Origin of the sequence: Pseudomonas entomophila (genome assembly GCF_013523165.1) — a bacterium.
Classification (GTDB): Bacteria; Pseudomonadota; Gammaproteobacteria; order Pseudomonadales; family Pseudomonadaceae; genus Aquipseudomonas; species Aquipseudomonas entomophila_A.
The window spans coordinates 209,806-223,421 of the sequence record NZ_JAAMQI010000001.1; the positions used below are offsets into that span (position 1 = coordinate 209,806).

11 protein-coding genes are annotated in these 13,616 nt (G+C 65.7%); 7 read left to right on the plus strand and 4 right to left on the minus strand.

Annotated elements, in window-relative coordinates:
• Nucleotides 1-4 precede the first annotated feature (4 nt).
• Nucleotides 5-541: a retropepsin-like aspartic peptidase RloA gene (gene rloA / locus G7Z99_RS00955; protein ID WP_181091184.1), complete on the minus strand. Its 537-nt coding sequence runs from the start codon at nt 539-541 to the stop codon at nt 5-7.
• Between the two features lie 292 nt (nt 542-833).
• Here rloA and G7Z99_RS00960 point away from each other — a divergent pair, with 292 nt between their 5' ends.
• From G7Z99_RS00960 to prpF, 5 genes are all read left to right on the plus strand, one after another.
• Entirely contained in the window at nt 834-1,547 is a 714-nt protein-coding gene (locus G7Z99_RS00960; protein ID WP_181091186.1) for a GntR family transcriptional regulator, read from the plus strand.
• Entirely contained in the window at nt 1,544-2,437 is an 894-nt protein-coding gene (gene prpB, locus G7Z99_RS00965; RefSeq protein ID WP_181091188.1) for a methylisocitrate lyase, read from the plus strand. The genes G7Z99_RS00960 and prpB overlap by 4 nt, the downstream gene beginning before the upstream one ends.
• 58 nt (nt 2,438-2,495) lie before the next feature.
• Complete coding sequence (gene prpC / locus G7Z99_RS00970) at nt 2,496-3,623, plus strand: bifunctional 2-methylcitrate synthase/citrate synthase (protein ID WP_181091190.1); 1,128 nt, start codon at nt 2,496-2,498, stop codon at nt 3,621-3,623.
• Between the two features lie 158 nt (nt 3,624-3,781).
• Nucleotides 3,782-6,370 (plus strand): Fe/S-dependent 2-methylisocitrate dehydratase AcnD, encoded by a 2,589-nt coding sequence (acnD, locus tag G7Z99_RS00975; RefSeq protein ID WP_181091192.1) that lies wholly within the window; start codon nt 3,782-3,784, stop codon nt 6,368-6,370.
• A gap of 50 nt (nt 6,371-6,420) precedes the next feature.
• The gene (gene prpF / locus G7Z99_RS00980) at nt 6,421-7,617 is read left to right on the plus strand and encodes a 2-methylaconitate cis-trans isomerase PrpF (protein WP_181091194.1); all 1,197 of its coding nucleotides are present in this window, start codon (nt 6,421-6,423) and stop codon (nt 7,615-7,617) included.
• 82 nt (nt 7,618-7,699) lie between these two features.
• Here the strand turns inward: prpF and acnB are convergent, their stop codons facing one another.
• The gene (gene acnB / locus G7Z99_RS00985) at nt 7,700-10,309 is read right to left on the minus strand and encodes a bifunctional aconitate hydratase 2/2-methylisocitrate dehydratase (RefSeq protein ID WP_181091196.1); all 2,610 of its coding nucleotides are present in this window, start codon (nt 10,307-10,309) and stop codon (nt 7,700-7,702) included.
• A 405-nt stretch (nt 10,310-10,714) separates the two neighbouring features.
• Between acnB and G7Z99_RS00990 the strand changes: the two genes are divergently transcribed.
• Both G7Z99_RS00990 and G7Z99_RS00995 read left to right on the plus strand, forming a co-directional pair.
• Nucleotides 10,715-11,182, plus strand: a complete 468-nt coding sequence (locus tag G7Z99_RS00990) for a DUF1289 domain-containing protein (RefSeq protein ID WP_181091199.1) — start codon at nt 10,715-10,717, stop codon at nt 11,180-11,182.
• A gap of 74 nt (nt 11,183-11,256) precedes the next feature.
• Complete coding sequence (locus G7Z99_RS00995) at nt 11,257-12,036, plus strand: hypothetical protein (protein WP_181091201.1); 780 nt, start codon at nt 11,257-11,259, stop codon at nt 12,034-12,036.
• 11 nt (nt 12,037-12,047) lie between these two features.
• On the opposite strand, the gene queD is transcribed toward G7Z99_RS00995, so the two are convergent.
• Both queD and G7Z99_RS01005 read right to left on the minus strand, forming a co-directional pair.
• A complete protein-coding gene (queD, locus tag G7Z99_RS01000) occupies nt 12,048-12,404 on the minus strand; it encodes a 6-carboxytetrahydropterin synthase QueD (RefSeq protein ID WP_181091203.1) in 357 nt (118 codons plus the stop codon).
• 52 nt (nt 12,405-12,456) lie between these two features.
• Nucleotides 12,457-13,536: a patatin-like phospholipase family protein gene (locus tag G7Z99_RS01005; RefSeq protein WP_181091205.1), complete on the minus strand. Its 1,080-nt coding sequence runs from the start codon at nt 13,534-13,536 to the stop codon at nt 12,457-12,459.
• Nucleotides 13,537-13,616 lie beyond the last annotated feature (80 nt).

Sequence of the window (13,616 nt, forward strand, 5' to 3'; positions counted from 1 at the left end):
GAGGTTACTCTGCGGTAGGAGCGACGAGGGCACAGGCAGGTTTGCCGGCCGCGTATTTGAGGCTGGGGTCGACCAGGGCATCGAAGTGCTTGAGCGCCTCGGCACCGATCAGCAAGGGGAACTGGAAGGTGCTGCGGTCAGTAAGGTTGACCTCAATGGTGCGCCGGCTGCGCCCCATGCACATGTCCAGTTCGATGACCGGCCGGGCGGTGTACGCCTTGCCTTGCTCGGCATCATAGTCGCCGGCCCGGCGCTTGATCTTGCTGACCCGCGCCAGAGGGCGCTCGATCGGGTGCGAGTGGGCCGTGTCGATGGCCAGGTAGAAGCGCACCCAGCTCTCGCCATTGCGCTTGAAGCGCTTGATGTCTCGGGCGCTGAGCGAGGCGGTCTTGGCACCGGTGTCGAGCTTGGCGGCCACTTCGAGGTCGAGATCGAGCAGGCGGGCGTATTCGTTCAGACCGTAGACGGTCTTCTCCGCGGCCTGTGCCAAGGCAGTGGGCACGATCAGGCAGAACAGCAATAGATAAGGCGTGAGTCTCATAATCCTGGCGCAATGCAATGCAGTGTTCGAATCAAGGCGAATGGCATGGACTGCGCAAGCTCCTTCGTAGGCCCGTGGACGCCTGGGGCGCCGACGAACGCATCATCCCTAGACACTAGGAGGCGCGGCATTCTAGCACGCCGGTTTCAGGGCGCCAGACGCGCGGCGTTCAGACCTTGCCGATAAGGGTAAGTTCGACGTTCGACTATTGTCGACAATCCTTCTTATGGCTTTGACGAAAATCGGGTATTGAGCTAGTTTCACTGCATTATCCAACGTTGGTGTCGACACTATGTCCGAAGCGATCGCTTCCTCTGCCCCTGACGCGGAACATGCCGAGACTTTGTCCGAGCATGTGTTCCGGCGTATCCAGGCGGCGATCGTGCAGGGCGAGATCGCGCCAGGCAGCAAGATCTCCGAACCTGAACTGGCGCGCACCTACGGCATCAGCCGGGGCCCCTTGCGAGAAGCCATCCATCGCCTGGAAGGGCAACGGCTGCTGGTGCGCGTGCCGCATGTGGGCGCACGGGTGGTGTCGCTCGACCAGGCCGAACTGATCGAGCTCTACGAGATCCGCGAGTCCCTCGAAGGCATGGCCTGCCGGCTGGCGGCCGAACGCATGAGTCAGGAAGCGATCGACGCGCTGCGCCAGGTGCTCGACACCCATGAGCGCGATGCGGCTTTCCAGGCGGGGCTGGGCTACTACCAGCAGGAAGGCGACTTCGACTTTCACTACCGCATCATCCAGGGCAGCGGCAACCAGACGCTGGTCAAGCTGCTCTGTGGCGAGCTGTACCAGCTGGTGCGCATGTACCGCATCCAGTTCTCCTTCACGCCCAATCGTCCGCGCCAGGCCTTTGCCGAGCACCATCGCATCCTCGATGCGATCGCCGACCGCGACGGCGAGCTGGCCGAATTGCTGATGCGCCGCCATATCGGTGGCTCCCGGCGCAACATCGAGCGGCACTTCCAGAGCGCCGATACCCCGTCACGAGGTGAGTCATGAGCACGAAGCACACGCCCGGCCAACGCTTTCGCGATGCCGTCGCCGCCGAACGTCCCTTGCAGGTGGTCGGCACCATCAATGCCAACCATGCACTGCTGGCCAAGCGCGCCGGCTTCCAGGCCATCTACCTGTCCGGAGGTGGCGTGGCAGCCGGTTCGCTGGGTCTGCCGGACCTGGGGATCAGCGGGCTGGACGACGTGCTGACCGACGTGCGCCGTATCACCGACGTCTGCGACCTGCCGCTGCTGGTGGATGTCGACACCGGCTTCGGTGCTTCGGCGTTCAACGTCGCGCGCACCGTGCGCTCGATGATCAAGTTCGGTGCCGCGGCCCTGCACATCGAAGACCAGGTCGGCGCCAAGCGCTGTGGTCATCGGCCCAACAAGGCGATCGTGCCATTGCAGGAGATGGTCGACCGGATCAAGGCGGCGGTCGATGCACGAACCGACGACAGCTTCGTGATCATGGCGCGCACCGATGCGCTGGCCGTCGAGGGGCTGGAGTCGGCCCTCGACCGTGCCGCCGCCTGCGTCGAGGCCGGGGCCGACATGGTGTTCCCCGAGGCGATCACCGAGCTGCCCCTGTACAAGCTCTTCGCCGACCGGGTGCGCGCGCCGATCCTGGCCAACATCACCGAGTTCGGCGCCACGCCGCTGTACACCACCGAGCAGCTGGCGTCGGTCGACGTCTCCCTGGTGCTGTACCCGCTGTCGGCGTTCCGCGCCATGAACAAGGCCGCCGAGAACGTCTACGCCGCGTTGCGCCGCGACGGCACGCAACAACACGTGCTCGACACCATGCAGACGCGCATGGAGCTGTACGACGCCATCGGCTATCACGCCTTCGAGCAGCAGCTCGACGCCCTGTACGCGCCGCGCGAGGAGCGTTGAACCCGATACACCCTGATTCGCCTGTCATCCATAACAAATCCAACAATGGAGAATGTCCATGGCCGAAGCAAAAGTACTCAGCGGGGCCGGCCTGCGCGGCCAGGTCGCCGGGCAGACGGCACTGTCGACGGTCGGCCAGGCCGGCGCTGGCCTGACCTACCGAGGCTACGATGTCCGCGAGCTGGCCGCCCAGGCCGAGTTCGAAGAAGTCGCCTACCTGCTGCTGCAGGGCGAGCTGCCGACCAAGGCCGAGCTCGACGACTACAAGCATGCGCTCAAGGGGCAGCGCGACCTGCCTCAGGCGCTCAAGGAGGTGCTCGAGCGCCTGCCCAAGGACACCCACCCGATGGATGTCATGCGCACGGGCTGCTCGGTGCTGGGCACCTTGGAGCCGGAGCGTACCTTCGACCTGCAGCAGGACCGTACCGACCGATTGCTGGCCACGTTCCCGGCGATCATGTGCTATTGGTACCGCTTCACGCACCATGGCACGCGCATCGACTGCACCAGCGACCAGGACACCCTGGCCGGGCATTTCCTGGCGCTGCTGCACGGCAAGACGCCCGACCCGCTGCATGTCAAGGTGATGAACGTCTCGCTGATCCTGTATGCCGAACACGAGTTCAACGCCTCGACCTTCACCGCGCGGGTCTGCGCCTCGACCCTGTCGGACCTGTACTCCTGCATCACCGCCGCCATCGGCACGTTGCGCGGCCCGCTGCACGGCGGCGCCAACGAAGCGGCCATGGCGTTGATCGAGCGCTTCGATTCGCCCGAGCAGGCGCGTACCGAGCTGTTGAAGATGCTCGAGCGCAAGGACAAGATCATGGGCTTCGGGCATGCCATCTACAAGGAGTCCGACCCGCGCAACGAGGTGATCAAGGGCTGGGCCGAACGACTCGCCGAGTCGGTGGGCGATCGGGTGCTGTTCCCGGTGTCGCAGGCCATCGACGCGACCATGTGGGAGCAGAAGAAGCTGTTCCCCAACGCCGACTTCTACCATGCCTCGGCCTACCACTTCATGGGCATCCCGACCCCGCTGTTCACGCCCATCTTCGTCTGCTCGCGCCTGACCGGTTGGGCAGCGCACGTGTTCGAGCAGCGGGCCAACAACCGCATCATCCGACCGAGTGCCGAGTACACCGGCGTAGAACAGCGCACGTTCGTGCCCATCGAACAGCGTTGAGCCTGAGGGGCGCCGATGCCAAACCTGTGGGAGCGGGCTTGCCCGCGAATGTGCAAGCGCGGGCATATGGGTGTCCAGCACCGACGCATTCGCGGGCAAGCCCGCTCCCACACGTGCGGCGCACGCCTTCCGATTACCGTGAGCGAGCCTGATCCCGCATGAATACCGACTACCGCAAGCACCTTCCCGGCACCGACCTCGACTATTTCGATGCCCGCGCGGCCGTCGAGGCGATCCAGCCCGGCGCCTACGCAGGGTTGCCATACACGTCGCGCGTGCTGGCCGAGAACCTGGTCCGCCGTTGCGCGCCAGCGACCCTCGAAGCCTCGCTGCGCCAGTTGATCGAACGCCGTCGCGACCTGGACTTCCCGTGGTACCCGGCGCGCGTGGTGTGCCATGACATCCTGGGGCAGACCGCCCTGGTGGACCTGGCCGGCCTGCGTGATGCCATCGCCGACAAGGGCGGCGACCCTGCGCAGGTCAACCCGGTGGTGCCGGTGCAGCTGATCGTCGACCATTCGCTGTCGGTCGAGTGCGGGGGGTACGACCCCCAGGCGTTCGAGAAGAACCGCGCCATCGAGGACCGGCGCAACGAGGACCGCTTCCACTTCATCGACTGGACCAAGCAGGCGTTTCGCAACGTGGAAGTGATCCAGCCCGGCAACGGCATCATGCACCAGATCAACCTGGAGAAGATGTCGCCGGTGATCCATGCCGAGCATGGGGTGGCCTACCCTGACACCTGCGTCGGCACCGACAGCCATACCCCCCATGTGGATGCACTGGGGGTGATCGCCATCGGCGTGGGGGGGCTGGAGGCCGAGAACGTCATGCTCGGGCGGGCCTCGTGGATGCGCCTGCCGAACATCGTCGGGGTCGAACTGAGCGGTCGCCTGGCCGAAGGCATGACCGCCACCGACCTGGTGCTGGCGCTCACCGAGTTCCTGCGCCAGCAGAAGGTGGTCGGTGCCTATCTGGAGTTCCATGGCGACGGTGCGCGGGCGCTGACCCTGGGCGACCGGGCGACCATTTCCAACATGGCCCCGGAGTACGGCGCCACGGCAGCGATGTTCGCCATCGATCAGCAGACCCTGGACTACCTGCGCCTGACCGGGCGCGAAGAGGCGCAGGTGGCGCTGGTGGACACCTATGCCAAGGTCGCCGGCCTGTGGGCCGAGACCCTGCAGGAGGTCGTGTACGAGCGTACCTTGCACTTCGACCTGAGCAGCGTCGAGCGCAACTTGGCCGGTCCGTCCAACCCCCATGCCCGCGTGGCCACCCGCGACCTCGCCGCCAAGGGCATCGCCGGTGCCTGGAGCGAGCAGCCAGGCCTGATGCCTGACGGCGCCGTGATCATCGCCGCCATCACCAGCTGCACCAACACCAGCAACCCGCGCAACGTCATCGCGGCCGGGCTGCTGGCGCGCAATGCCAACCGCCTGGGGCTGACCCGCAAGCCCTGGGTCAAGTCCTCGCTGGCGCCCGGTTCCAAGGCCGTCCAGCTGTACCTGCGAGAAGCCGGGCTCGAACACGAACTCGAACGCCTGGGCTTCGGCATCGTCGCCTTCGCCTGCACCACCTGCAACGGCATGTCCGGCGCGCTCGATCCGGCGATCCAGCAGGAGATCATCGACCGCGACCTGTACGCCACCGCCGTGCTGTCAGGCAACCGCAACTTCGACGGGCGCATCCACCCCTATGCGCGGCAGGCCTTTCTCGCCTCGCCACCTTTGGTGGTGGCCTACGCGATCGCCGGCACCATCCGCTTCGACATCGAAAAGGACGTGCTGGGCGTGGTCGACGGCCAGCCGATCCGCCTGAAAGACCTGTGGCCCAGCGATGCCGAGATCGATGCCGTGGTGCGCGCGGCCGTCAAGCCCGAGCAGTTTCGCCAGGTCTACATCCCCATGTTCGCCGTCGAGTCGTTCAGCGGCCCGGCCGTGGCGCCGCTCTACGACTGGCGGCCGATGAGCACCTACATCCGCCGTCCGCCCTACTGGGAGGGGGCGCTGGCCGGGGAGCGCACGTTGCGCGGCCTGCGCGCGCTGGCGGTGCTGCCAGACAACATCACCACCGATCACCTGTCGCCGTCCAACGCCATCATGGCCGACAGCGCGGCGGGCGAGTACCTGACGCGCATGGGCGTCCCCGAGGAAGACTTCAACTCCTACGCCACGCACCGCGGCGACCACCTCACCGCCCAGCGCGCCACCTTCGCCAACCCCAAGCTGTTCAACGAAATGGTGCGCAACGCCGATGGCAGCGTGCGCCAGGGTTCGCTGACGCGGCTCGAGCCCGAAGGCCAGGTGATGCGCATGTGGGAGGCCATCGAGACCTACATGCAACGCCGTCAGCCGCTGATCATCATCGCCGGTGCCGACTATGGACAAGGGTCGTCCCGTGACTGGGCGGCCAAGGGCGTGCGCCTGGCCGGGGTCGAGGCGATCGTCGCCGAAGGCTTCGAGCGTATCCACCGGACCAATCTGGTGGGCATGGGCGTCCTGCCGCTGGAGTTCCAGCCCGGCACCGACCGCAAGACCCTGGGCATCGATGGCAGCGAGACCTTCGACGTGCTCGGCGAGCGCACGCCGGGCGCGCAGCTGACGTGCGTGATCACGCGGCGCGACGGCACGTCGCTGCAGGTGCCGGTGATCTGTCGGCTGGACACCGCCGAAGAAGTCTCGATCTATGAAGCGGGCGGGGTGCTGCAACGCTTCGCCCAGGATTTTCTCGACGCTCGCGCGTGACCCCTTTTCGTCGCGGTCCTGCCGCGACGTTCCGTCCAGGAGACCATCCCATGCACGCTCCGCAACTCAAGATCCCCGCCAGCTACCTGCGCGGCGGTACCAGCAAGGGGGTGTTCTTTCGCCTCCAGGACCTGCCCGAGGCCGCACAGCAGCCAGGGCCGGTGCGCGACGCGCTGCTGTTGCGAGTGCTGGGCAGCCCCGACCCCTACGGCAAGCAGACCGACGGCATGGGCGGTGCGACGTCCAGCACCAGCAAGGCGGTGATCCTGTCGCCGAGCGAGCGCCCCGGGCATGAAGTGGACTACCTGTTCGGCCAGGTGTCGATCGACACGGCGTTCGTCGACTGGAGCGGCAACTGCGGCAACCTGTCGGCGGCGGTCGGCGCCTTCGCCATCGCCTCCGGCCTGATCGATGCGCAGCGCCTGCCCCGCGACGGGATGGCGACCGTGCGCATCTGGCAGGCCAACATCGGCAAGACCATCATTGCCCAGGTACCCATGCGCGAGGGGCAGGTGCAGGAGACGGGCGACTTCGAACTCGATGGCGTGACGTTCCCGGCCGCCGAGGTGCAGCTGACCTTCGTCGACCCGGCCGCCGATGACAGCGAAGGCGGGGGCGCCATGTTCCCGACCGGACGATTGATCGACGCCTTGGAAGTGCCGGGCATCGGCACGTTCGAGGCTACCTTGATCAATGCAGGTATCCCGACGATCTTCGTCGACGCTGCAGCGTTGGGTTACCACGGTACGGAGCTGCAGGCCGCGATCAACGGCGATGAGCAGGCACTGGCGCGCCTGGAAACGATCCGTGCCTACGGCGCCGTGCGCATGGGTCTGATCACGCGCATCGAGGAAGCGGCAGGCCGGCAGCACACGCCCAAGCTGGCCTTCGTCGCGCCCCCGATAGCCTATGCCGCCTCCAGCGGCAAGCCGGTCCAGGCCGACGATATCGACCTGCTGGTGCGGGCCTTGTCCATGGGCAAGCTGCACCACGCCATGATGGGCACCGCCGCCGTGGCCATTGGCACGGCCGCGGCCATTCCCGGCACGGTGGTCAGTCGAGCGGCGGGCGGGCAGGCGCGGGCGATCGTTCGCTTCGGTCACCCCTCGGGCATCTTGCGGGTAGGCGCCGATGTGCGTCAGGAGCGGGGCGACTGGACAGTGGCCCAGGTCACCATGAGCCGCAGCGCACGCACGTTGATGGAAGGCTGGATACGTGTCCCGTCCGACTGCCTGGAACACCCCTGATCGATTCCATCGCCCAACGAAAAAGCCCCGGCATGGCCGGGGCTTTCTCTTATCGCGTGCAGCTTAGCGCTTGCCGTTCATCTCACGCCTGAACGACCGGAATCAGCGCGTTGGCCGCAGCATCACGGAACTCGGCGATCTGGTCGAAGCTCAGGTAGCGGTAGACGTCGGCCGCCATGCTGTCGATGTCCTTGGCGTACGTCATGTACTCCTCGACGGTCGGCAGCTTGCCGGTGATCGAGGCGACCGCAGCCAGCTCGGCCGACGCCAGGTACACGTTGGTGGCATCGCCCAGACGGTTGGGGAAGTTGCGCGTCGAGGTGGACACCACGGTAGCGCCGGTCTGGACCCGTGCCTGGTTACCCATGCACAGCGAGCAGCCTGGCATTTCCATGCGCGCACCGGCCTTGCCGTAGATGCCGTAGTAGCCTTCTTCGGTCAGCTGGTGAGCGTCCATCTTGGTCGGCGGTGCCAGCCACAGACGGGTCGGAATACCGCCCTTGACCTTCTCCAGCAGCTTGCCGGCAGCGCGGAAATGGCCGATGTTGGTCATGCACGAACCGATGAACACTTCGTCGATCTTCTCGCCCTGTACCGAGGACAGCAGGCGAGCGTCGTCCGGGTCGTTCGGCGCGCAGAGCACCGGCTCCTTGACGTCGGCCAGGTCGATCTCGATGATCTCGGCGTACTCGGCGTCGGCATCGGCCGACAGCAGCTCTGGGTTGGCCAGCCAGGCTTCCATGGCCTGGGCGCGACGCTCCAGGGTGCGTGGGTCGCCGTAGCCTTCGCTGATCATCCAGCGCAGCAGGGTGATGTTGGACTGCAGGTACTCGGCGATGGCCTTTTCCGGCAACTTGATGGTGCAGCCGGCGGCAGAGCGCTCGGCCGACGCGTCGGACAGCTCGAACGCTTGCTCGACGGTCAGCTCGTCCAGGCCTTCGATTTCCAGTATGCGGCCGGAGAAGGCGTTCTTCTTGCCTTTCTTCTCGACGGTCAGCAGGCCCTGCTGGATGGCGTAGTAGGGGATCGCATGCACCAGGTCACGCAGGGTGATGCCAGGCTGCAGCTTGCCCTTGAAGCGCACCAGTACCGACTCGGGCATGTCCAGTGGCATCACGCCAGTGGCGGCGGCGAAGGCGACCAGGCCGGAACCGGCCGGGAAGGAGATGCCGATCGGGAAGCGGGTGTGCGAGTCGCCGCCGGTGCCGACGGTGTCGGGCATCAGCATGCGGTTCAGCCAGCTGTGGATGATGCCGTCGCCTGGGCGCAGCGACACGCCGCCACGGGTGCGGATGAAGTCCGGCAGGGTGTGGTGGGTGGTGACGTCGATCGGCTTGGGGTAAGCCGCGGTATGGCAGAACGACTGCATGACCAGGTCGGCGGAGAAGCCGAGGCAGGCCAGGTCTTTCAGCTCGTCACGGGTCATCGGCCCGGTGGTGTCCTGGGAACCGACGGTGGTCATCTTCGGTTCGCAGTAGGTGCCAGGACGCACGCCCTGACCTTCCGGCAGACCGCAGGCACGGCCGACCATCTTCTGCGCCAGGGTGTAGCCCTTGCCGGTGTCGACCGGCGCTTCCGGCAGCTTGAACAGGTCGGTGGCACCCAGGCCCAGCTCGGCGCGTGCCTTGTCGGTCAGGCCGCGGCCGACGATCAGCGGGATACGGCCGCCTGCGCGGACTTCGTCGAGCAGCACTTCGGTCTTGAGGGTGAAGGTGGTGACCAGCTCGTCGCTGTCGTGACGACGGACTTCGCCCTTGTACGGGTAGACGTCGATCACGTCGCCCATGTTCAGGTCGGTGCAGTCGAACTCGATCGGCAGGGCACCGGCGTCTTCCATGGTGTTGTAGAAGATCGGCGCGATCTTGGTGCCGAAGCAGAAGCCACCGGCGCGCTTGTTCGGCACGTAGGGGATGTCGTCGCCGAAGAACCACAGCACCGAGTTGGTGGCGGACTTGCGCGAGGAGCCGGTACCGACCACGTCACCGACGTAGGCGACCGGGAAGCCCTTGGCGCGGACGTCTTCGATCTGCTTGAGCGGGCCGACCGAGCCTGGCTGCTCCGGCTCGATGCCATCGCGGGCCATCTTCAGCATGGCCAGGGCGTGCAGCGGGATGTCCGGGCGCGACCAGGCGTCCGGGGCCGGCGACAGGTCGTCGGTGTTGGTCTCGCCGGGCACCTTGAACACGGTCAGGGTGTACTTGTCAGCGATGGCCGGACGCTTGGTGAACCATTCGCCGGCGGCCCAGGATTCGAGCACGGCCTTGGCGTGCGCGTTGCCTGCCTTGGCTTTTTCGGCCACGTCGTGGAAGGCGTCGAACATCAGCAGGGTGTGCTTGAGCTGTTCGGCTGCGACGGCGCCCAGCTCGGCGTCATCGAGCAGCTCGACCAGCGTGGCGATGTTGTAGCCGCCCTGCATGGTGCCCAGCAGTTCGGTGGCGCGCTTGCGATCGATCAGTGGCGAGGCGGCTTCGCCCTTGACCACGGCGGACAGGTAGGCGGCCTTGACGTAGGCGGCTTCATCGACCCCTGGCGGGACGCGGTGGGTGATCAGGTCGACGAGGAAGGCTTCTTCGCCAGCAGGCGGGTTCTTCAGCAGATCGACCAGGCCTGCGGTCTGTTCGGCGTTCAGCGGCTGGGGCACGATACCCAGGGCGGCACGCTCTTCGGTATGTTTGCGGTAGGCTTCAAGCACAGTTATTTCCCTCATCAGTGGTCCCATCTAGGGGGCCGGGACGCTCATCCGGGGTGTCCGGCGTCCTTGCGCACGACGGCCTTCTGGGCCGTGCAGCCAAGGCGGCAGGACATCCTCGCGGAAGCTGTTTTCAAAGTTTTACGCCTGCAGAACGGGGGAGCTGATGAGGGCTGGCCCTGGGCATGCCTGAGGTGCATGACCGGGCCAACGCCGTTCTACCGGATGACTGTGCTCGTGACGCTTTGAAAACAGCTTCCAACGGACATTGGTGCCTGCAAAAGGCGAATGGATTCTACGGTAAAAAGCGCCGCAAGGTAAGGCGCGGCGTTCGACTTTAACCCGTGACCCCCGTTAGACAAAGGGCTAACATGGGCCGGTGTCCCGTTCTCAAGCCGTTGCCCTGCGATGTCCAATCAGTCGATCAAGACCCCGTGCGTGGGGCTGTGCTCCACCGTCTATGGTGACCACGTGTGCCGTGGCTGCAAGCGTTTCCATCACGAAGTGATCCACTGGAACAGTTATGACGACGAGGCCAAACGGGCGGTCTGGCTGCGTCTGGAAGCCCTGCTGGTGCAAGTGATGATGGCCAAGCTGGAAGTGTTCGACCGCGAGCGCCTGCGCGAGCAGCTCGAACAGCGCTCGATCCGTTTCGTCGCCCATCAGTCCGAGTATTGCTGGGCGTATCAGCTGATCGCTCGCGGAGCGCGGATGATTCGCGACCTGGAGGCCTATGGCATGGCCTTGTTGCCGGAGTTTCGCGACTGGGAGCTGCCACGCCTGCGCGACGCCATCGACCGCGAGTTCTTTCTGCTGTCGGAGGCGCACTACGATCGCTACATCGCGCCGCTGTTCCTGCGTGGCGAAGTTCGCTAGCAAGCCTTCCTGCTGTGTCGCTTCATCGGGTGTCCCTAGAGTCGCTGCTTCTCGGGACCCTACGGTGAACTACCATGAGCGAAAGCACGTTCGAACCCCTGTTGTGTTTCAACGCCAGGTGCTACTGGCAATTTGGCGAAGAGCCGATCAGCGAGCGCCACTTGCTCAGCGCTGTCGGCAAATGGGTCAAGCCTCTCTGGGTCGAGTTCAACGACTGGAATGGCGACGATGGCTGGCTCATGTCAGGTCGTGACTACACGCCGAAAGAGATCCAGTCCTTCCTGCACGACCAAGTGCCCTTCCTGGGCCCGCGGCAGCGGCTGTACTGCGAATACTTCTGGTTCGGTGTGTACCAGATCGGTGAGCGCCATGCATACGAGATACGACCGGCCTATGCCGGCATCAACGTTCATCGCTGGCCCGAATTGCAGTACGTGCTGGATGTGAGTCGCGGCGGTTACCTGGGCATGTACCCGACCGATGTGCCAGCAGGCAGCACGCCGTTGCACATGGCGCCTGCGGTCGAGTTCGTGATGCCGGACCCGGTGCCGACGCTAAGCCTCGATCTGCAGGCTGGCCCTGCCGTGGACAGTCATGGGCTGCTGTTCCGCTATCGCCAGGGCAAGGTCGCACCGCTCTGGACCATCGAAGGGCTGGAGCCAGGCGCTCTCGAGGCAGGTGACATCCGCACCGGGCTTGAGCTGTACGGGCCGACGGGCCGCAAGGTGCGGCGCTTGCTCGAGCAGGGCAGGGCCTACCTCAACGACAAGAGGGGCCATCGTGGCCGCCTGGCGATCGAGGTGGTTCACTTCCCCGTGCCACCCCATCCCAAGCCGAACTTCGGCACGCCCTGACGCGTTCACGCTCAGTCGCCCGTGTATTCACAGCCGCTGGTGCAGGTTTCATGGATCCTGACCTTCGACAGTTCAGGCAGCAGCGGCTTGACCTGGTTCCAGATCCATTGTGCGATGACTTCGCTGGTGGGGTTGTCCAGGCCAGGGATGTCATTGAGGTAGTTGTGGTCGAGCTGCTCGTAGATCGGCTTGAACACCGCCTTGATCTCGGAGAAGTCGCGGATCCACCCGGTGTGCGGGTCGACCGGCCCGGTCAGGTGCAGGGCGACCTTGAACGAGTGGCCGTGCAGACGACCGCATTTATGCCCCGCCGGCACGTTGGGCAGACGGTGGGCTGATTCGAACGTGAATTCCTTGAAGATTTCCAAACTCGTAGACTCTGTAGAACCCATACGGGCGTGCAGTCTACCAGCATGCTGACTACAAGGGGCGCAAGCGGTCCTTCAGGCGCCCGGTGGCGATGAGTTCGAGCAGTTCGTCACCCAGTCGCCGGCTCTCGTCGATGGCAGTGAACCAGTAGCGTCTGCGGCTCGCCGCGTCCCCCATGAACCGCTTGAAATCACCGCGATCGGGCAGTTTGCCGAAGGGCAGGCGGGCCAGGTAGTCAGGCGAAGGCGTCATCAGCAGGACGTTGCGCAACCGCCCCGCGTCGCCCTTGCGCCAGGGCAGTCCCTTGTCGAACCAGCCGGGGACCACCTTGTCGGTGAAGTGGGGGTAGAGCACCAGGTCGTCGCCCTGGTAAGGCAGGTCCAGGTGGTAGTCGAGCAGCCCCCCGTCGCGGAAGGTCCCACTGCCCGCACCTGGCAGGTCACGCACGCCTTGCATGACCATCGGGATCGAGCCCGAGGCCAGCAAGGCCTGACGCAGGTTGCTCGCCTGCAGCGGCACATGGCGCGTGGGAAAGTCGTCCAAGGCCTCCAGGGGCGGCGCGGCGCGGGCATCGTGCAGCACCAGACGCTCGAAATGCCGGGCCAGGCGTGCGCGGCCCAGCAGGTTGTCCGCCAGCACCGACGACAGGCCCATGCCCAGACGGGCACGATGGTCGTCGGCCAACAGGCCATGACTCTTGACCACCAGCACATTCAGGCGGTAATCGGCATTGTTCAGGATGTGCCCGTCGCCCCCTTGCAGCAGCGTGTCGAGCATGCGCTCGCAACGTCGGCTGACCTCGGCAGTGGTGGTGCCTTTGGCGAAGTCCAGCTCGGTGTACAGCGTGGCGAGCCGACGCAACCCATCGACGGGGTCGGCCAGGCACGCACTGGCGAAGCGCCAGGCTCCGATCGAAGCGCCGATCAGGGCGCGCGGGCGTGGCGCCGAAGGCAGCCAGTCGCCGAACAGCGCCAGGTCCAGGCCCTGAATGCCGAGCGGCTTGGGCCCGCCTGCAGCGCCCGGCACGGTCCCCACATCCATCGCCCGCAGGCCATGCTCGCGAATGTGCGCGAAGGCCCGCCGACCGGCTTTGAACGTCAGGGCAGGGTAGGGGACATGGATGGCGCTCATGGCAGGCCTCGGGCGAAACGGGGTGACCATTATAGGGAAGCCGGGCGCTGACGGCTGCGTTATCATGCCGCCGCTCGCTT